At 72.6% G+C, this 18,317-nt stretch carries 15 protein-coding genes; 9 read left to right on the forward strand and 6 right to left on the reverse strand.

Annotated elements, in window-relative coordinates; all coding sequences use genetic code 11:
• Positions 1–148 precede the first annotated feature (148 nt).
• Together B4N89_RS33725 and B4N89_RS33730 are read left to right on the forward strand one after the other, a co-directional pair.
• Positions 149–511: a YciI family protein gene (locus B4N89_RS33725; RefSeq protein ID WP_078980257.1), complete on the forward strand. Its 363-nt coding sequence runs from the start codon at positions 149–151 to the stop codon at positions 509–511.
• Entirely contained in the window at positions 508–1,758 is a 1,251-nt protein-coding gene (locus tag B4N89_RS33730; RefSeq protein ID WP_078980258.1) for an RNA polymerase sigma factor, read from the forward strand. Before B4N89_RS33725 ends, B4N89_RS33730 begins: the two co-directional genes overlap by 4 nt.
• A 93-nt stretch (positions 1,759–1,851) precedes the next feature.
• Here the strand turns inward: B4N89_RS33730 and B4N89_RS33735 are convergent, their stop codons facing one another.
• Both B4N89_RS33735 and B4N89_RS33740 read right to left on the reverse strand, forming a co-directional pair.
• A complete protein-coding gene (locus B4N89_RS33735; RefSeq protein WP_078980259.1) occupies positions 1,852–2,886 on the reverse strand; it encodes an aminotransferase class I/II-fold pyridoxal phosphate-dependent enzyme in 1,035 nt (344 codons plus the stop codon).
• 203 nt (positions 2,887–3,089) lie between these two features.
• Complete coding sequence (locus B4N89_RS33740) at positions 3,090–3,728, reverse strand: GNAT family N-acetyltransferase (protein ID WP_235619068.1); 639 nt, start codon at positions 3,726–3,728, stop codon at positions 3,090–3,092.
• 346 nt (positions 3,729–4,074) lie between these two features.
• On the opposite strand from B4N89_RS33740, the gene B4N89_RS33745 reads away from it, so the two are divergent.
• The gene (locus B4N89_RS33745) at positions 4,075–4,395 is read left to right on the forward strand and encodes a hypothetical protein (RefSeq protein ID WP_078980261.1); all 321 of its coding nucleotides are present in this window, start codon (positions 4,075–4,077) and stop codon (positions 4,393–4,395) included.
• A gap of 142 nt (positions 4,396–4,537) precedes the next feature.
• Here B4N89_RS33745 and B4N89_RS33750 read toward each other — a convergent pair whose 3' ends face one another.
• On the reverse strand, positions 4,538–5,530 hold the full coding sequence (locus B4N89_RS33750) for a helix-turn-helix transcriptional regulator (protein ID WP_078980262.1): 993 nt from the start codon (positions 5,528–5,530) through the stop codon (positions 4,538–4,540).
• A 125-nt stretch (positions 5,531–5,655) separates the two neighbouring features.
• Here B4N89_RS33750 and B4N89_RS33755 point away from each other — a divergent pair, with 125 nt between their 5' ends.
• The 3 genes from B4N89_RS33755 (at position 5,656) to B4N89_RS33765 (ending at position 10,763) form a co-directional block, all read left to right on the forward strand.
• Positions 5,656–6,117, forward strand: coding sequence for a VOC family protein (locus B4N89_RS33755; protein WP_078980263.1), 462 nt, complete (start codon positions 5,656–5,658; stop codon positions 6,115–6,117).
• Positions 6,118–6,509: 392 nt separating this feature from the next.
• Positions 6,510–8,468, forward strand: coding sequence for a glycoside hydrolase family 18 protein (locus tag B4N89_RS33760; RefSeq protein WP_101897412.1), 1,959 nt, complete (start codon positions 6,510–6,512; stop codon positions 8,466–8,468).
• 177 nt (positions 8,469–8,645) lie between these two features.
• Positions 8,646–10,763: a glycoside hydrolase family 18 protein gene (locus tag B4N89_RS33765; RefSeq protein WP_201261052.1), complete on the forward strand. Its 2,118-nt coding sequence runs from the start codon at positions 8,646–8,648 to the stop codon at positions 10,761–10,763.
• A 111-nt stretch (positions 10,764–10,874) separates the two neighbouring features.
• Here B4N89_RS33765 and B4N89_RS33770 read toward each other — a convergent pair whose 3' ends face one another.
• The 3 genes from B4N89_RS33770 to B4N89_RS33780 all read right to left on the reverse strand — a co-directional run bounded on the left by B4N89_RS33770 (position 10,875) and on the right by B4N89_RS33780 (position 14,308).
• Positions 10,875–11,342 carry a pyridoxamine 5'-phosphate oxidase family protein gene (locus tag B4N89_RS33770; RefSeq protein ID WP_078980264.1) on the reverse strand — a complete coding sequence of 156 codons (468 nt, stop codon included), beginning with the start codon at positions 11,340–11,342 and terminating at the stop codon, positions 10,875–10,877.
• Between the two features lie 53 nt (positions 11,343–11,395).
• On the reverse strand, positions 11,396–13,558 hold the full coding sequence (locus tag B4N89_RS33775; protein ID WP_078980265.1) for an MMPL family transporter: 2,163 nt from the start codon (positions 13,556–13,558) through the stop codon (positions 11,396–11,398).
• A gap of 147 nt (positions 13,559–13,705) precedes the next feature.
• The gene (locus B4N89_RS33780; RefSeq protein WP_078980266.1) at positions 13,706–14,308 is read right to left on the reverse strand and encodes an HDIG domain-containing metalloprotein; all 603 of its coding nucleotides are present in this window, start codon (positions 14,306–14,308) and stop codon (positions 13,706–13,708) included.
• A gap of 354 nt (positions 14,309–14,662) precedes the next feature.
• Here B4N89_RS33780 and B4N89_RS33785 point away from each other — a divergent pair, with 354 nt between their 5' ends.
• The 3 genes from B4N89_RS33785 (at position 14,663) to B4N89_RS33795 (ending at position 18,210) form a co-directional block, all read left to right on the forward strand.
• Positions 14,663–15,298, forward strand: a complete 636-nt coding sequence (locus tag B4N89_RS33785; RefSeq protein ID WP_143658176.1) for a hypothetical protein — start codon at positions 14,663–14,665, stop codon at positions 15,296–15,298.
• A 162-nt stretch (positions 15,299–15,460) separates the two neighbouring features.
• Entirely contained in the window at positions 15,461–16,099 is a 639-nt protein-coding gene (locus tag B4N89_RS33790) for a TetR family transcriptional regulator (RefSeq protein WP_078980268.1), read from the forward strand.
• Between the two features lie 32 nt (positions 16,100–16,131).
• A complete protein-coding gene (locus tag B4N89_RS33795) occupies positions 16,132–18,210 on the forward strand; it encodes a HelD family protein (protein WP_078980269.1) in 2,079 nt (692 codons plus the stop codon).
• Positions 18,211–18,317: the final 107 nt, after the last annotated feature.

Genomic DNA, 18,317 nt, shown 5'->3' on the forward strand with positions numbered 1-18,317 from the left:
TTCCGCGCGGCCTCGTGCGGCAAAATCGCCTTCGGGATTTCGTTCCGACATTCTGTGCGCCGGGATGTCGAGAACGGTGGGCCGACTCCGACCCGGATACGAGCGGCCCGCAGGGGCCGAAGGCAGTACGCGCACGAGGAGCGAAGTCATGAAGTTCATGTTGCTGATCTACAACCGCCCCGGTTTCGTGGAGGAGCTTTCCGAGGCGGAGCGCACCGAGTTGTTCGGCGAGGTCGACGCGATCATGGCCGAGCTGACCGCGTCCGGTGAACTGCTCGGCGGCGAGGCGCTCGCCGACCCGGCGCAGACCAGGACGGTCCGGGTACGGGACGGGGTGCCGGCGGTCACCGACGGCCCGTTCATGGAGGCCAAGGAGCACTTCGCGGGTTACCTCCTCGTCGAGTGCGAGAGCACCGAGCGGGCCACCGACATCGCCGCCCGCTGGCCGGACGCCAAGCGGTGGGCGATGGAGGTGCGGCCGGTGATGTCCGAGTCGGGGACGGAGATGTGAGCCGGGACGCGCCCGCCGAGGACCTGCTGCGGGAATTGGCCCCGCAGGTCCTCGGTGTGCTCGTCCGCCGACACGGCCAATTCGACGCGTGTGAGGACGCCGTACAGGAGGCGCTGCTCGCGGCGACCGTGCAGTGGCCGGCGGACGGGCTGCCCGACCACCCGTTCGGGTGGTTGCTCACCGTGGCCGACCGGCGGCTGATCGACCACTGGCGCAGCGAACGTGCCCGGCGCAACCGCGAGGAGCGGTTGGCCGCACAGGCGCCGGCCGACGAGCAGGTGGCGCCCGCACCCGACGGGGAATCGACCGGCGCCCACGACGACGCGTTGACCCTGCTGTTCCTGTGCTGCCACCCGGCGCTGTCGGGGGCCTCGCAGGTGGCGCTGACGCTGCGTGCGGTCGGCGGCCTGACCACGGCCCAGATCGCGGACGCCTTCCTGGTCCCCGAGGCCACCATGGCGCAGCGGATCAGCCGGGCCAAGCAGCGGATCAAGGCGGCGGGCGGCCGATTCGGCACCCCCGCCGGGCCCGACGCGATCGAGCGGCTCCGAGCGGTGCTGCACGTGCTGTACCTGATCTTCAACGAGGGCTACACCGCCAGTTCGGGCCCGGACCTGCACCGGACCGACCTGACCGCCGAGGCGATCCGGCTCACCCGCGCGGTACACCGGCTGCGGCCGGACGACGGTGAGATCGCCGGGCTGCTGGCGCTGATGTTGCTCACCGACGCGCGGCGGCCCGCGCGGACCGGTGCCGACGGCGCGCTGATCCCGCTCGCCGAGCAGGACCGGACCCGCTGGCATGCCGGGTCCATCCGCGAGGGCACGGCCCTGGTCACCGACGCGCTCACGTGGGGGCCGCCGGGGCCCTACCAGGTTCAGGCCGCGATCGCCGCGGTGCATGCCGAGGCGGCGCGGGCCGAGGACACCGACTGGCCGCAGATCCTCGCGCTGTACCGGCTCCTCGCCCACCTGTCCCCGGGGCCGATGGTCACCCTGAACCAGAGCGTCGCGGCGGCGATGGTGCACGGCCCGCAGGCCGGCCTGGACCTGCTGGACACGCTGGCCGGGGACGAGCGCATGGCCGGCCGGCACCGGGTCTGGGCGGTACGGGGCCACCTGCTCGAACTGGCCGGGGACCGCGAGGCGGCCCGGGAGGCGTACCGTACGGCGGCCCGCCGCACCACGAGCCTGCCGGAGCGCCGCTACCTGGAGATACGCGCGGCGCGGGTGGGCGGGGGCGCCTGAGAGGAGTCTCCGCGGAGTGTGTTCGGCGCCGATGTCGGTCTTCGCGCGCAGCCGGTGACCCTGGCCGGCGGCAAGCCGCGGGTCGATCGTGGCCTACGGGGCGGGGTGGGTGGACACGCGTCGACGCGGGCGGCGGGAGCGGTGGCCCGTGCGGTCGCCGACCAGGGCGGCGAGGCGGTCGAGGCCGGCGTCGATGCGGGCCGGGTCCAGGTCGCCGCCGGACAGGCGCAGCCGGTGGGCGGGTCCGATGCCCGGGTCGTAGAAGTGCGCCATGGGCGTCCACAACACGCCGAACTCCCGGGCGGACACCTCGAGTAGCGCGTCGTCGACCACGAACGGAACGGTCAGCACGGTGAACGGGCCACAGGCCGGGCTGTGCCAGTGCACTCGGCCGGCCAGTGGGCCGTGGCCGAAGCGGCCGGCGAGGCCTTCGAGGAGGTGGCGGGGGTTGTGCAGGTATACGCGTGCGGCCCAGGTGGTTCGGTCGCGGGTGCCGGTGGTGACGGGTGGGATGTGGCCGCTTCGGGTGAAGGTGTCCACGTGTATCACCCGGCGGCGGGTGTCGAGGGCGTGCAGCGACGGCGGGCGGTGGTGGGGGTCGGCGGTGGCGGGTACGGGTGCCGGGCCGTAGGGGTCGTCCTCCAGGATCGGCAGGTCCAAGTCGGCGACGAGATCGAGAAGTTCGTGGCGGGCGGGCAGGTCCAGGCCGATTCCGGCCGGGGTGGCGAAGTCGGGGACCAGGTACAGCGCTCGGGGGCGCAGTCCGGCGGCGCGGGCGCCGTGTACCTGGGCGGCGAGGTCGTCGAGGTCGACGCCGCGCGGGCCGTCGGCGACGGGGACTACCGGCAGTTCGGCGAGGCGGGCGGCGCGGGTGAGGCCGATGTAGGTGGGCGCGACGGCCAGGACCACGTCCCGATCCGAACGGCGCAGCGCCCGCAACGCATGGGCGAGCGCCTCCTGATGCCCGTCGGCCGGCTGGGTGCGGGCCGGGTCGACGGGACGTCCGGCGGCCAGGGACACCGCGCGCGGGTAGCGGTCGGCGACCTCGTCGAGCAGGGCGGTCGAGCGCAGCACGGGGTCGACGCGCGCCGGGGCGATCGACGAATCGGGCGTCCGAATCGGGCTCATCGCACCTCCGTTGCCGCACTCGCCGGGCCGCCGACCCGGTGCGCGGGCCGGGGGATCGCCGGTTGGCGACGAGGCTAGGAGGGTGATGCGCGGGAAGGGCGGGATCTGAGCAAAACGTGAGGTTCGAGGGGCGGGTCGGGCTGTTGGTGGGGGCTCGGCCGTTGCCGTGTCCCAGGGCGCGGCGGGTCGGGGCGCCGGCCTGCTCAGGGTGTGGGGCGGTCCGAACGGGCGGGGCGCGCCGGGCGCCACATCGTGGTGACCACGTGCCCGGTGTCCAGGGTGACCGTGTCGAGGGTGGTGAAGCCCGCCCGCTCGTAGCGCGCGTTGTTGGCCGGGTTGCACGACTCGAGGTAGGCGGGCTCGCCGAGGGCGTCGATCCGGGCCAGGTTCTCGGTCAGCAGGCCCATGCCGAGGCCGCGGCCGCGGTGGTCGTCGTGGGTGGCCAACAGGCTCAGATAGAAGTGCGGTTCGCTCGGTTGCGCGTCGCCGAGCAGTTCGAAGATGCGCAGGATTCCGTCGGCGGTGGGGCGATCGGTGAGCTCGACCAGGAACGTCTCCAGGTCGCTCTCCTCCTCCGCCGCCAACTCGCTCGCGCCCGGCGGGATCCACAGTGCGGCGGCCTCGACGTGCTCGGTGACCAGCGTCCAGGGGTGACGCAGCGCGGAGCCGGCGAGCAACCGCCACAGCCCGGCCGCCTGTTCGGCGCGACGCCCGACGTCGGGAAATGCCGGTCCCCACATGGGGTCGTCGAAGAACGCGGTGGTCAGCGCGGCGACGATCGCATCGGTGTCGGCGCTCGTCGCCACTCGTGCCGGTACGGGGTGGTACGGGGAAGTGCTCACCCGCCCAGCCTAGTTCGACCCCGCCGGCAGCCCGCCGTATCCCCGCTGGTCAGCCCGAACGCGCAGGCATACGGGGCGATTTCCGTCGACCGGCGGACCGATTCCGCGCGCCGGATGGGCCCGCCGTCCACCTCCGCACTCCCGACCGCCGACGGGTCGAACGGGAGCGCGGGTCGGATCGACCACCTCCCACCGAACGAGAGCGCGGCGGCCGGCAACCTCCTCCCCGAGGGCGACCGAATCGGACGCGGTCGACACCCCGCCCGCCCCGCCTCCGCCCGAGTACAACCACCTGGTCGTCGCCCCGGACTGGCGTGGCGGGGTCGTCGTCGGGTAGATGTCGACCATGACCGCACGAGCAGCCCAGCCACCTCCGAACCGCAGCGTCGGCGGTCACCACCTACCCGTCCAACTCAGCCCACTCGCGCGCCGCCTTGCCCCGGCCGGCATCGCGCTACCGGTCCTGATCCTGGCCGCCACCCTGTTCGCGGTGGCCGCCGACACCAACGCGTCAGGTGCCCGCGCCCTGTGGATCCCGGCCGCGATCGGCTCCATCATCGGAGCCGGAATCGCCTGGACCGACATCCTGATCGTCGTACACCGCCGCCGCCCATCGGGCCGTTCCCTCCCGCCCGCCGGCGACCGGCCCCGGAGCACGGATGGCTGACCGCGGCCCGTGACCGCCCCGCACCGGGTGGGGCCGGCGGCGTCGCGTCACACCGGCGTGCGGTGTCGCGCCGGACGTCTTCCGCGAGTTGCCGGGTGCGGCGCCGGAGTGGGCATCCGCCTCGACGAGGTACGGCCCGCAGCTACCCGGAGGTCGGCCCGCCCGGCGGCGCCGCCCCGGCCGCGGCCAGCCGTCCGGCCAACTCGTGGCAGCGGGCGCCCAGTTCCGGCGGCGCGAGCACCTCGAAGGGGTGGCCGAGCAGCGCCACGTGCATGAGGACGTAGTCGAGGCTGCCCCCGCCGCTGACGACCTCGCAGCGGTCGTCCCCGCGCGGGTGGACGACGGCCGCCGACGGGGGGATCTGCGCGCGTACCGTCTCGGCCGGCGCGTGGACCAGGAAGCGGGCCCGATGCGCGTACACCCGACTCGCCACACCCTCCTGCACGTACGCCGCCGCGTCCGGCGCGGCCCGCGGCCGAAAGCGCCAGGTCCGGGCCGACACCCCGGTCATCCGGTCGACCCGGAAACTGCGCCAGCCGTCCCGGTCGAGGTCGTACGCGAGGAGATACCAGCGTCGATCGGAGGCGACCAGCCGATACGGCTCGACCCGCCGCCGCCGTACCTCGCTCCCGGACGGGTAGTCGAAGCCCGCCTCGACCTCGTCCCGGCACGCCCCCGCCAGCGTCATCACCACCTCGGGGTCGACGGGCGTACGTCCCCGGCCGAAGAACTCCACCGAACCCGACAGCGCCCGCACCTCGTGCCGCAACCGCGCGGGCAGCACCCGATCGAGCTTGGTCAACGCCCGGAGCGCGGCCTCCCCGGCACCGGCGACCGCGCCGCCCGCACCCGCCAGCAGCGAGACCGCCGTCGCGATCGCCTCCTCGTCGTCCAGCAGCAGCGGCGGCACCTCCTGCCCCGCCCCGAGCCGGTAGCCCCCGCCGACCCCCTGTCCGGCGTGCACCGGATACCCGAGCACCCGCAGCCGCTCCACGTCGCGCCGCACCGTCCGCGCCGTGACCCGAAGCCGATCGGCCAACTCCGCCCCGGTCCACACCCGACGCTGCTGCAACAACCCGAGCAACGTGAGCACCCGCTCCGTGGTCCCCAACTCGCCACCGCCCGCCACATCCATGCCTTCCAGCGTGCCAGAGAAAGCGGACCGATCCTGTCCTCGATGCGTGCCAGCATTGCCGAGGTGGGAGGAGCGGCAAGAGCCCCCACGACGATCCACATCCGATCTCACGAACGGACCACCCCATGAGCCGGCACATCCAGATCACCTTCGACGCCCACGACCCCAAGGCCCTGTCCACCTTCTGGCGCGACGCCCTCGGCTACGTCCACCCCGCCCCGCCCGGAGTCGACCTGCCCGAGGGTGCCGACCCCCTCGCCGCCTGGGACGACTTCCTCGCCCGCGTCGGCGTCCCGGAGGACCAACGCAACTCGCGGTCGGCCATCGAGGACCCGGACGGCCGGGGCCCGCGCGTGTTCTTCCAGCAGGTACCGGAGGGCAAGTCCGCCAAGAACCGCGTCCACCTCGACGTGCGCGCGGCCCCCGGCCTCCGGGGCGACGACCGCATGGCAGCCCTCGAAGCCGAATGCGCCCGCCTCGAAGCCCTCGGCGCCAAGCGGGTACACCGCCAGGACCCCGCCCCGCCCCTCGACGCCGGCCACATCGTCATGACCGACCCGGAAGGCAACGAATTCTGCCTCGACTGACTCCGGGCCCGAGACCGCCCCGATACCGGCCGCCCCCAGGGCCCCGGGTCCGCGCCGTAGGGGGCGATGACCGGTGGAGGCGGTCTCGGGCGTTCGGCTCGGCCGGGAGTCGGGCCACGCGGCTTGGTGTGGTGGCCATCGTGAGGTACGGCGCGGCGCCGCCGCGAGATCCGAGCGGCGCGACGTGGGCCGCAACGAGGGCAATCCGCCCACTGCGGAGCGTGATCGATCGGCGACGCCCAGGTAAACGGCGTCGGATCATCGGGAAAACCTTGACACGCTCTATTGGTCTGGACCACTTTGGCCTAGACCAATAAGCGCGCAGGGCGGGCTGTCGCGCAGGCAGTCCCATCGCTACCACCCACATCGCTTCTCCACGCACGGAGGCAGTAGTGGCACGCGTTCCGCACGTTCCGCGAGCGAAGTCCCCTCGCCGCGGGCATCCCACCATCGCCGCCCTCGCGGCGATCACCCTGGCCGGCGCCGGTCTCACCCTCGTGGGCGCCGGCAGTGCCCGGGCGGCCGACAACCTGGTGAGCAACTCCGGCTTCGAGGACGGACTTTCCGGCTGGACCTGTTCGGCCGGCTCCGGCGCGGCGGCGAGCACCCCGGTGCATGCCGGCACCGGAGCGCTCAAGGCCACCCCGGCGGGCGCGGACAACGCCCGCTGTAGCCAGACCGTCACGGTCCTCCCGAACTCCGCCTACACGCTGAGCGCCTGGGTCCAGGGCAGCTACGTCTACCTGGGCGCGACCGGCACCGGCACCACCGACCCGTCCACGTGGACGCCGGGCGCCGGCACCTACCAGCAGCTCACCACCACGTTCCGGACCGGTCCGTCCACCACGTCCGTCACCGTCTACACCCACGGCTGGTACGGCCAACCGGCCTACTACGCCGACGACATCACCCTGTCCGGACCCGGCGGCAGCACCCAGATCCCGGCCGCGCCCACCGGTCTGACCGCGGGCACCCCCACCGACACGAGCGTTCCCCTCTCGTGGAGCGCGGTGCCCGGCGCGACCGGCTACAACGTGTACCGCGACGGCGCCAAGGTCCAGTCCGTGACCGGGACTTCCGCCACGGTCACCGGCCTGACCCCGTCCACCGCGTACTCCTTCCAGGTCACCGCGACCAACTCCGCCGGCGAGTCCCCCAAGTCGGCGACCGTGAGCGCGAGCACCACCGGCGGCGGTACCCAGATCCCCGCCACCCCGACCGGTCTCACGGCCGGCGCGCCGACGTCCACGAGCGTTCCCCTCTCGTGGAACGCGGTGCCCGGCGCGACCGGCTACAACCTGTACCAGAACGGCGCCAAGGTGCAGACCGTGACCGGGACTTCCGCCACCGCCGGCGGACTGACCCCGGCCACCGCGTACAGCTTCCAGGTCAGCGCCACCAACGCGGCCGGCGAGTCGGCCAAGTCCGGCGCGGTGACCGCGACCACCACCAACGGCGGAGGCGGCGGCACGCTGCCCAAGCACGTACTCACGGGCTACTGGCAGAACTTCAACAACGGCGCCACCATCCAGACCATCGCCCAGGTGCCCGCCGAATACGACATCATCGCGGTCTCGTTCGCCGACGCCACCGGCCAGGCGGGCGGCGTATCGTTCACCCTCGACCCGGCGCTGAACTACTCCGAGGCGCAGTTCAAGGCCGACATCGCGGCCAAGAAGGCGGCCGGCAAGAAGGTGATCATCTCGGTCGGCGGGGAGAAGGGCAGCGTCTCGGTCAACAGCGCCTCCGCCGCGAGCAACTTCGCCAACACGCTGTACACCCTGTTCCAGAACTACGGGTTCGACGGCGTCGACATCGACCTCGAAAACGGCATCAACTCCACCTATATGTCACAGGCGTTGCGCTCGCTCTCCGGCAAGGTCGGCCCGAGCCTGGTGATCACCATGGCGCCGCAGACCCTCGACATGCAGTCGACCGGCACCGAGTACTTCAAGACCGCGCTGGCGATCAAGGACATCCTCACCGTCGTCAACACCCAGTACTACAACAGCGGGGCGATGCTCGGCTGCGACGGCAAGGTCTACAGCCAGGGCACGGTGGACTTCATGACCGGACTGGCCTGCATCCAACTCGAAGGCGGCCTGGCGCCCTCGCAGGTCGGCCTCGGCCTGCCCGCCTCACCGCGCGGCGCCGGCTCGGGCTACGTCTCGCCGACCGTCGTCAACAACGCCCTGGACTGCCTGGCCAAGGGCACGGGGTGCGGCACGTTCAAGCCGAGCAAGACCTACCCGGGTCTGCGCGGCGCGATGACGTGGTCGACCAACTGGGACGCCCTGAACGGCAACCAGTTCTCCAACACCGTCGGCCCGCACCTCGACACGCTGCCGTAGCGCCACCGGGGCCTGTCCGGAACCCGGGGGATCCGGTGAGATCCCCCGGGATCCACCGAGATCCATCGGGATCCACCGAGATCCATCGGGATCCGCCGGACAGGCCCCGCCCGGGCCGGACCACGCGACCGGCCCGGGCTCCCCGCACCGTCCCGTCCCGACCACGCGAGGAATCCCATGTCCGGATCCACCAGCGTCCGTCCCCCCACGCGAGCACGCGCCAAGCGGCTGCGCCCCCTCGTCGCCGCGACAAGCACCGCGTTCCTGACCGCCGCCATGCTCACCGTCGCCGGCGGCGGTGCGGCCGACGCCGCGGACACCGCCGGTGCCGCCGAACTGGTCCAGAACGGCGGCTTCGAAACCGCCCTGACCGGCTGGACCTGCAGCGCCGGCAGCGGCGTCGCGGTGACCACCCCGGTGCACGCGGGCACCGGAGCCCTCAAGGCCACCCCCGCCGGCAGCGACAACGCGCGCTGTTCGCAGACCGTCACCGTGCAGCCCTCCTCGGACTACGTGATCTCCGGCTGGATGCGCGGCAGTTACGTCTACCTCGGGGCGACCGGCACCGGAACCACCGACCCGTCCACGTGGACCGGCTCCGCACCGGACTGGACCCGCCTGACCACGAACTTCCGCACCGGGCCGAGCACCACCTCGGTCACCCTGTACACGCACGGCTGGTACGGCACCGGTGCCTACTACGCCGACGACCTCTCCCTGGTCGGCCCCGGCGGCACCACCCAAATCCCCGCCACCCCCACCGGATTGGCCGCCGGCGCGCCGACCGCGACCAGCGTCCCGCTGTCCTGGACCGCGGTACCCGGCGCGACGAGCTACAAGGTCTACCGCGACGGGGCGTTGGCGCAGACCGTCACCGGCACGAGCACCACGGTGACCGGACTGACCCAGGCCACGGCGTACAGCTTCCAGGTCAGCGCGGCCAACTCGGCCGGGGAGTCGGCCAAGTCGGCCCCCGTCACCGCGACCACCACCGGAGGAGGCACCCAGATTCCCGCCACCCCGACCGGCCTCGCGGCCGGCGCGCCGACCACGACCACCGTGCCGCTGTCGTGGACGGCGGTGTCCGGCGCGAGCGGCTACAACGTCTACCGCGACGGGGTGTTGGCGCAGTCCGTGACCGGCACCGGCGCGACCGTGACCGGACTGACCGCCGCCACCGCGTACGGCTTCCAGGTGAGCGCGACCAACGCGGCCGGCGAATCGGCCAAGTCGGCGGTGCTCACCGTCACCACCGCGACCGACGGCGGCGGTGGCCAACTGCCCCCGCACGCGCTGATCGGCTACCTGCACGCGAGCTTCGCCAACGGCGCGGGCTACACCAAGATGGCCGACGTACCCGCGAGTTGGGACGTGATCAACCTGGCCTTCGGCGAGCCGACGTCGGTCACCTCCGGCGACATCCGGTTCAACCGCTGCCCGGTGACCGAATGCCCCGGCGTGGAGAGCGACGCCGACTTCAAGGCCGCCATCCGGGCCAAGCAGGCGGCCGGCAAGAAGGTACTGATCTCGATCGGCGGCCAGAACGGCCAGGTGCAACTGTCCACGACGGCCGCGCGCGACAAGTTCGTCCAGTCCGTCGGCGCGATCATCGACACCTACGGACTCGACGGCCTGGACATCGACTTCGAGGGCCACTCGTTGTCCCTGAACACCGGCGACACCGACTTCAAGAACCCGACCACCCCGGTGATCGTCAACCTGATCTCGGCGGTCAAGACGCTCAAGGCCAAGTACGGCAGCCGGTTCGTGCTGACCATGGCGCCGGAGACGTTCTTCGTGCAACTGGGCTACCAGTACTACGGGGCCGGGCAGTGGGGCGGCCAGGACCCGCGCTGCGGCGCCTACCTGCCGGTGATCTACGCCCTGCGTGACGACCTGACCCTGCTGCACGTGCAGGACTACAACTCCGGCTCGATCATGGGCCTGGACAACCAGTACCACAGCATGGGCGGCGCCGACTTCCACATCGCGATGACGGACATGCTGCTCACCGGCTTCCCGGTCGCGGGCAAGACCGAGAACATGTTCCCGGCGCTGCGCCCGGAGCAGGTCGCGATCGGCATGCCGGCCTCGACCCAGGCGGGCAACGGCTGGGTGTCCACCACCGAGGTCAACAAGGCCCTGGACTGCCTGACCAAGGGCAGCAATTGCGGGAGCTACCAGACCCACGGTGTGCGTCCGAACCTGCGGGGCCTGATGACCTGGTCGATCAACTGGGACCGGTTCAACAACCTCGAGTTCTCGCGCAACTTCGACACGTACTTCCGCAGGTAGGCACCGCCCGGGAAGCCCCCCGGGCGGCCATCCCCGATACGACCCCCGCCGCCGGTACCCACGCGAGACCGGCGGCGGGCCGGTCCATGTTCGGCGACCCGCCCGATCCTGTCACGGGTGCAGCCAGTTCCCGTCCCGCAGGAGGGTGCGGCCCTTCAGCTCATTGGCTTCGCGCCAGGCCTGGAGGAGCCGCGGACGCAGGTGGAAGTAGTGGTACGGGGCGGCGGTTTCGCGCGGATCGAAGCCGCAGGCGGCGGCGAACGCGTCCGCCGTGGCGGCCGCCATGTCGGCGACCGCCACGGGTTCGGCGTCGGCCTCGATCATGATCACGTCGCGGGTCGGCCCGATGCCGAGCCGGGCCGTACCGCCTGCCAGCAGGTTGCGCGCGGTAGGGCTCGTGGAGACGGTCGCGATCAGGATCGTCTCCCCGTCCCAGCGAAACGACAGCGGTACCAGATACGGCGTTCCGGTCTTCGCGTCGGCGGTGGCCACCCAGGCGTCCACGTCGTGTTCGAGGCGGTGCAGGGTGTCCAGGCGGCGCTGTTCGGCGCTGCGGGCGGGCGGTCGCGGCGTGCTCATGGTGCGGGTGCCTCCGGATTCGGTACGTTCGGCGCGTCGTCGTCGGACACGCCCTAGTCTCGCGGACGGGCCGGGCGCCAGAAGCGGGGGCCGATCTCCAGGGCGAGCGCCGGCAGCAGCAGGCTGCGCACCAGGAGGGTGTCCAGGAGCACGCCGACCGCGACCAGCACGCCCTGTTGCAGCGCGTTGACCGTGGGAATCACGGTGAGCGCGGCGAACGTGGCCGCGAGCACCAGGCCGGCCGAGGTGATCACGCCGCCGGTGACGGCCAGTCCGGTCAGGATGCCCTCGCGGTGCCCGCGTTCGCGGACCTCCTCCTTGGCACGGGTCATCAGGAAGATCGTGTAGTCCACGCCGAGTGCCACCAAAAACAGGAAGCCGAACAGCAGCAATCCCCGGTCGATCCGCGGATATCCCAGCGCGTGGTAGAGCAGCCCGGCCGCGCCCACCGCCGACCCGAACGACAACACCACGGACAGCAGCAACACGATCGGCGCGACCACCGAGCGCAGCAGTACGATCAGCATTCCCAGGACGACCACCAGGATCAGCGGGATCAGCAGCCTCTCCTCCTCGCCCTGCGCGTCGGAGGTGTCGAGCGTGACCGCGGTCTGACCGGCGACCAGGGCGGACCGGGTCTCGGGCGACGAGTGGCGCATCGTGTGCCGGATGCGCTCGATGGTCTGTCGGGCGGCGTGCGTGTCGGGACTGTCCCGCAACACCGCGGCGATGTGCGTCCAGCCGCCCGAACTCGCCACCTGCGTGGCCGAGTCCACCCCCGGCACGCCGGGCAACGCGCGCAACGCCGCGGCGGCGCCGGCGTCGCGCACGTACACGTCGGCGGGTGCCGAGGAGCCGGCCGCGAAGTGTTCGGCGAGTCGCTCCTGCCCGATCACCGAGTCGACCTTCCTGGTGAACTGCTCGCCCTGGGTCTGCCCGCTGCTCAGGGTGAACGAGCCGCACGCGAGCGCCGCGAGGACCACGACGCTGCCGATCCAGACCGGCCGGGGCCGCCGGCCGACGCCGCGCGCGATCCGGTTCCAGGTGCCGTGCTCGCGCGCCGCGCTCGCGGCCGCGTGGCCGCCCGCGCCGTCATCCGCGTAGTCGCCCGTGTGACGCGGGATCAGCGGCCAGAACACCCACCGGCCCAGAATGACCAGGAACGCGGGCAGCAGCGAGGTCATCGCGCAGAACACGATCAGCACGCCGATCGCCACCACCGGCCCCAGGCCGCGGGTGGAGTTCATGCTGCCGAACACCAGACACAACGTGGCGACGCCGACCGTGGCGGCGGACGCGGCGATCGCCGGCATCGAACGGGTCACCGCCAGCGCCATCGCCTCGTGCCGGTCCTCGTGCCGACGCAACTCCTCGCGATAGCGCGCGATCAGCAGCAGGGCGTAGTCGGTGCCGACACCCAGGACCAGGACCACCAGGACGTACGAACTCTGCCCGTTGACGGTCAGACCGGCGTACTCGGCCAGCAGGTAGACCACGCCGGACGCGACCTGGCCGGCCAGTGCCACCGAGATCAGCGGGATCAGCCACAACACCGGACTGCGGTACGTGATCAGCAGCAGCAGCGCCACGATCGCCAGCGTGGTGGCCAGGAGCGCGGCGTCCATCCCGGAGTAGACGTCGATGAAGTCGGCGATGTTGCCCGCCTGACCGGCGATGCGCACGTCGAGTCCGGCGACGGCGTGGTCCTCGGTGAGCTTGCGGACACTTTTCACGGCGTCGCCGAGCACCGCGTTGTCGCTCTTGTCGGTCCTCAGCGGCACCGTCAGGTACGCGGCGCGGTGGTCCTGCGACACGACGGCCGGGGCGATGTCGGCGGCGGCGATCCGCCGCTCCAGCAGTTGCCGCCGGTCCTCGCCGACCCGGGCCAGGTCGGTGCCGCTCAGGCCCTCGTCGCGGGTGTAGACGACGACCGCCGTCATGACGTCCTTGGCGGTGAAGTACCTGTTCGCGACGTCGATCGCGTGGGTGGACTGGGAATCGGCCGGCAGCCACGTCTGCTGCTCGTTGTTCTGGACCGAACCGAGCTTGGCGGCCAAGGAGCCGCCGACGCCGATCAGCAGCAGCCAGAACACCAGCACCACCCACTTCGAGCGCCGCCCGGAGACGAACGAGGCGTAGCGCCGAAACGGGGACGGTGGTTGCGGTGGCGGCGTGCCGGCGCCGGCCGGTTCGGTCATGGAGGTCTGCGTGGTCATGGGTGCTCACCAAGGGTCGAGTGGGCCGCGCCTGCGTCGGTCGAACCGCTGACCCGACGGGGACGGCGAATGTGACACTCGACCGGGAGGTGTGGCCCTGCCCGATGCGTGGGCGGATCCGAGCCGGTCCGCGCGGCCCGCGGAGCCTCAGTCGACGCGGTGGCCGAACTCGGCGGCGAGCGTGTCGAGTTCGGGGGTGCCGAACTCGTCCGTCAGGGCCTCGAACGTGACCACCTTGTCGTCGCCGAAGCGGCGGATCTTGGCGGCGAACGTGTCCGGGCGCAGGAAGCGGGGCGGGTTCGACTTGCTGTGGAACTTGTCCGCGTACATCACCAGGCGCTCCTCGACCGACTCCGCGACGTAGTCGTCGACCGGGATCGGCAGCTGCTGGTTCACCACGTCGGCCCGGGTCACGCCGACGCCGGTGTGACAGGAGCAGAACCGGTGCAGCACCTCGGGCAGGCCCTCCTTGCGCAGGATCTCCGCGCCGAGCAGGCCGTGCCGTACGTAGTTGGCACCGTCGAGCCGACCGGTCTCGTCGTAGAGCCGGTACACGCCGATGTCGTGCAACAGGCACCCGGCCCGCACCAGGTCGTGGTCCACGCCCGCGCCGGCGGGGCCGGCCAGGAGCTGCTCCGCGACGCGCCAGACGATTCCGCAGTGGGTGTGCACCTTCTCGAAAACCGCTCGGGTGGGTGCGTACGCCTGGTGCAACGCGGTGATCTCGGCGACCGTCGGAAGTTGTGCCATCCGGGGAGCCTAGCCGAGCGGACGCCGGGTTTGTCCGCACGGGCGGCGAGTCCGCGTGGCGGTGGCGCTGGGGTCGCCCGCGCCCGGCCGCCGGCTCGGTCGGGGCCCGGACCGGAGTCGGTAAGGTCCGGGATCGGGTGGTGTGCGGGGGTGAACCGGCCTGTGTCGTGCGTGAGTTCGATCTCCAGTCGCCCCGACGGGTATCCTCGTGGTCGCCTGATGTTCGCCCGGTCGATCCTGCGGGGGCATCCCGGGATCGGGCACCGTGGAGGGGCGACGGCCGGCGACGTGCGCGCGCACGCTCGGGCGAGTCCGTCCGCGACCGACGGCCATCCCAGCGAACCAGGACACGCGATGACCCCGACCACGCTCGCAGGGCCCGCTCCCGCCGGGCGCACCGACCACCACGCGTTCATCGCGATCGAGGGACCGCCCGGCGCGGGTGCCGCCGCGCTCGCGGACACGCTCGGCGCGGCCCTGGGCTGCACCCCGATTGCCGGACGCGCCGCCTCGATCCGGCTGGACACCCGTCCCGGACACGGCCTGGGCCTGGCCGGCCTGCTGCGGGCCGACGCACTGGTCAAGCGCCACCGGCCGAGCGGGCCGGTGGTCGTACACACGTGGGCGGCCGGCGTCGCCGCCGACGGGGCGGCGATCTACCGGGCCGAGGGAACGCGGCTCAGCGCCCAGGTCGCGGAGTACCGGGCGGTGCTGGAGGAGCCCACCGTCACGGTGCACCTGACCGGCTCGGCCCGCACCCTCCGCGACCGCCTCTCCGGCCAGCGCGTCCTGTCCGCCGACGACCGCGGCTGGCTCACCCGCCGAGGCGCCCTCGAACGCGTGGCCGAGGCCCACCTGACCCTGGCCCACGAGGCCGACCCCCGACACGCGATCGTGATCGACATCGACGGCCACGACGCAAGCGCGGTAGCCGACGTGGTCATCACCACCCTCCAATCCCGCAAGATCACCACCCCCAACGCGGCATAGCCACCACCGGCCCGGTCGCCGCCACCCCGCCCCGCCGCCGTCCCGCCACCCCCGCCACCCCCGCTGCCCGTGCCGCCCTGCTGCGTGCGTTGGGATCGTGGCGGTTTTTCGGTGGGTTTGGGGTTCTCCGGTTGGGTGTTGGGGGTGCGTATCGTGACGGGGATGGGTGGTGGTGTCGTGGGGCTTCGGGAGATGAAGCGGGCTCGGCTGGTGGGGGCGATTTCGGATGCCGCCATCGGGCTGTTCGTGGCTCGGGGATTCGACGCGGTGTCGGTGGCCGAGGTCGCGGCCGCGGTGGAGGTGTCCAAGCCGACGCTCTTTCGGTATTTCCCGACCAAGGAAGACCTTGTGCTGCATCGGTTCGCCGATCATCAGGACGAGGCCGGGCGGGTGGTGGCGGGGCGTCCGGAGGGCGTTTCCCCGCTGACCGCGCTGCGCCGACACTTCGTCGCCGGGCTGGAGCGGTTCGATCCGGTGACCGGGCTCAGTGACGCGCCGGAGGTGTTGGCGTTTCATCGGCTGTTGTACGGGACGCCGAGTCTGGTGGCCCGGCTGCTCGCGTACACCGATCGGGCCGAACACGCGCTGGCCGACGCGCTGGGCGGGCCGGATCCGCTCGAGGCGCTGTTGGCGGCCGGGCAGATCGTCACCGTCCAGCGCATCCTGGCACGGGAGAACTGGCGCCGAATCGCCGAGGGGGAGCGGGCGGCGGTGTTGCTCCCGGAGGCCCGTGCGGCGGCCGAGGGGGCGTTCGATCGGCTGGCCGGGGGGCTGGGCCGGCTCGTGAATGTTACCGAGTAACGTATTTAACCGGGTTGCATTATCCTGGGTGCATGACGTCCCTCGATGCCGAACTCGTCAGCGAGCGCTCCCACCACGAGACCTGCCGCGCCGTGCTGGCCGCGATGGTCGAGGGCGCGGCCGAACACGTCGTCACCGGCGAGGACGTCTCGGCGTCCGGCGCCGACGCCGAGGCGCTGGGTTACACCTTGCGCAGCCGGGCCCGGGAGATGGCCGAACTCCCGGAGACGCCACTGTTCTTCGGTCGACTCGACTTCGCCGAGACCGGCGCGGCCGGCGAGCACCGGGGCGGCCGGTATCACATCGGTCGGCGCCGAATCGGCATCGATCCGACCGTCCCGCCCCTGGTCGTCGACTGGCGCGCGCCGATCTCCCGGGCCTTCTACCGCGCGAGTGCCCGCGACCCCCAGGGCGTCGCGGTCCGGCGCCGCTTCGGCTGGGCGCCGCGCAGCGCCGGCGCTGCCGAGGACCTGACCAGCTTCGAGGACGAACACCTGGATGCCGGCCCCGACCCGGACGACCGCGATCCCGCGAGTGCCCCCGGGGCGATCCTGGCCGGTGAGCTCAACCGCCCCCGCGTCGGGCCGATGCGCGACATCGTCGCCACCATCCAGCCCGAACAGGACGACCTGGTCCGCCGGGCCCTGAGCGCGTCCCTCTGCGTCCAGGGCGCACCCGGCACCGGCAAGACCGCCGTCGGCCTGCACCGTGCGGCCTACCTCCTGTACACCCACCCCCGGCGCATCCAACGCGGCGGCCTGCTGATCGTCGGACCCAACCGGGCCTTCCTGCACTACATCGCCGAGGTGCTGCCCGCTCTCGGCGAGACCGGGATCCGCCAGGCCACGATCGACGACGAGGTCGGCCGGCATGCGATCCGGGCCCGGGACGAACCGGCCGCCGAGGTGGTCAAGCACGACGCGCGCATGGCGACGGTGCTGCGCCGCGCGCTGTACGCCCGGATCACCGCGCCGACCGAGCCGGTGGTCATCCCGGACGGCTCCTACCGACGCCGTATCCCGCTGGACGAACTGGCCCGCATCGTCGACCGGGTGCGTGCCGAGGACGCCCCCTACGAGGTCGGCCGGGAGCGGGTCCGGGCCCGCGCGGTGCGGATGCTGCAACTCCAGGCCGAGCGCAACTCCGGGCCGCCGACGGGAGAATGGCTGCGCCGAATGGGCCGGGCCAGGGGGCTCGTCGCCTTCGTCGACGGTTCCTGGCCCAAGGCCGGGCCCGAACAGGTGCTGGCCGAACTGCTGGCCGACCCGGACGCCTTGGCGCAGGCCGCCGACGGCGTGCTGACCCCCGCCGAGCAGCGCGCCATCCACTGGCACAGGCCGCCCCGCTCGCCCAGGAGCGCCCGCTGGTCGGCCGCCGACCTGGTGCTGCTCGACGAGATCGCCGGACTGATCGAGCGGCCCGGTACCTACGGCCACGTCGTCGTCGACGAGGCCCAGGACCTGTCCCCGATGCAGTGCCGCGCCCTCGCCCGGCGAATCGGCTCCGGCTCGGTGACCGTGCTCGGCGACCTGGCCCAGGGCACCACCCCCTGGGCCGCGCGCACCTGGCCCGACCTGCTCGCCCACCTGGGTCGCCCCGACGCCGAGGTGGCCCCGCTGACCGTCGGCTTCCGCGTCCCGGCGGTGATCGTGGACCTGGCCAACCGACTCCTGGCCGCCTTGGACGTGGACGTGCCGGCGGCCCGATCGTTGCGCCGGGACGGTGAGTTGACCATCCGCGAGGTCGCCGACCCGGAGCCCGCCACGGTCGCGGCCGTACGCGCCGCACTCGCCCGCGAGGGCTCGATCGGGGTGATCGCCGCCGACACCGGAACCGAGTCGCTGCGCGCGGCCCTGACCGCCGCCGGCATCGCCACGACCACCGCCGACGCACCGGACCCGACCGGCGTCGTCCGGGTGACGGTGTTGCCCGCGACGCTGGCCAAGGGCCTGGAGTACGACCACGTCGTGGTGGTCGAGCCGGCCGCGATCGTGGCCGCCGAGGCACGCGGCGCGGGCCGCCTGTACGTCGTGCTGACCCGGGCGGTGTCCCGACTGGACATCGTGCACGCCCAACCGCTGCCCCGGGTGCTGCGGGCCGCCCTGGAGTGACGCACGCCGGCCGCCTGCTCGCCACCCGTTCGCGGTAGCCGGGCGGGCGGCGGGCGGGAGGCCGACCTACCGTGTGGGAGGGAACCGTCCCCGGACACGGCCGGTGA

This window comes from Embleya scabrispora (assembly GCF_002024165.1).
In the GTDB taxonomy this organism is placed as follows: Bacteria; Actinomycetota; Actinomycetes; order Streptomycetales; family Streptomycetaceae; genus Embleya; species Embleya scabrispora_A.

Bases quoted from the DNA above. Each gene is read 5' to 3' on its own strand.
- B4N89_RS33735 (WP_078980259.1), bottom strand. From the start codon at position 2,886: ATGAGCCCGATTCGGACGCCCGATTCGTCGATCGCCCCGGCGCGCGTC.
- B4N89_RS33750 (WP_078980262.1), bottom strand. From the start codon at position 5,530: ATGGATGTGGCGGGCGGTGGCGAGTTGGGGACCACGGAGCGGGTGCTC.
- B4N89_RS33775 (WP_078980265.1), bottom strand. From the start codon at position 13,558: ATGACCACGCAGACCTCCATGACCGAACCGGCCGGCGCCGGCACGCCG.
- B4N89_RS33795 (WP_078980269.1), top strand. From the start codon at position 16,132: ATGACGTCCCTCGATGCCGAACTCGTCAGCGAGCGCTCCCACCACGAG.
- B4N89_RS33765 (WP_201261052.1), top strand. From the start codon at position 8,646: ATGTCCGGATCCACCAGCGTCCGTCCCCCCACGCGAGCACGCGCCAAG.
- B4N89_RS33780 (WP_078980266.1), bottom strand. From the start codon at position 14,308: ATGGCACAACTTCCGACGGTCGCCGAGATCACCGCGTTGCACCAGGCG.
- B4N89_RS33725 (WP_078980257.1), top strand. From the start codon at position 149: ATGAAGTTCATGTTGCTGATCTACAACCGCCCCGGTTTCGTGGAGGAG.
- B4N89_RS33755 (WP_078980263.1), top strand. From the start codon at position 5,656: ATGAGCCGGCACATCCAGATCACCTTCGACGCCCACGACCCCAAGGCC.
- B4N89_RS33785 (WP_143658176.1), top strand. From the start codon at position 14,663: ATGACCCCGACCACGCTCGCAGGGCCCGCTCCCGCCGGGCGCACCGAC.
- B4N89_RS33770 (WP_078980264.1), bottom strand. From the start codon at position 11,342: ATGAGCACGCCGCGACCGCCCGCCCGCAGCGCCGAACAGCGCCGCCTG.
- B4N89_RS33745 (WP_078980261.1), top strand. From the start codon at position 4,075: ATGACCGCACGAGCAGCCCAGCCACCTCCGAACCGCAGCGTCGGCGGT.
- B4N89_RS33790 (WP_078980268.1), top strand. From the start codon at position 15,461: ATGGGTGGTGGTGTCGTGGGGCTTCGGGAGATGAAGCGGGCTCGGCTG.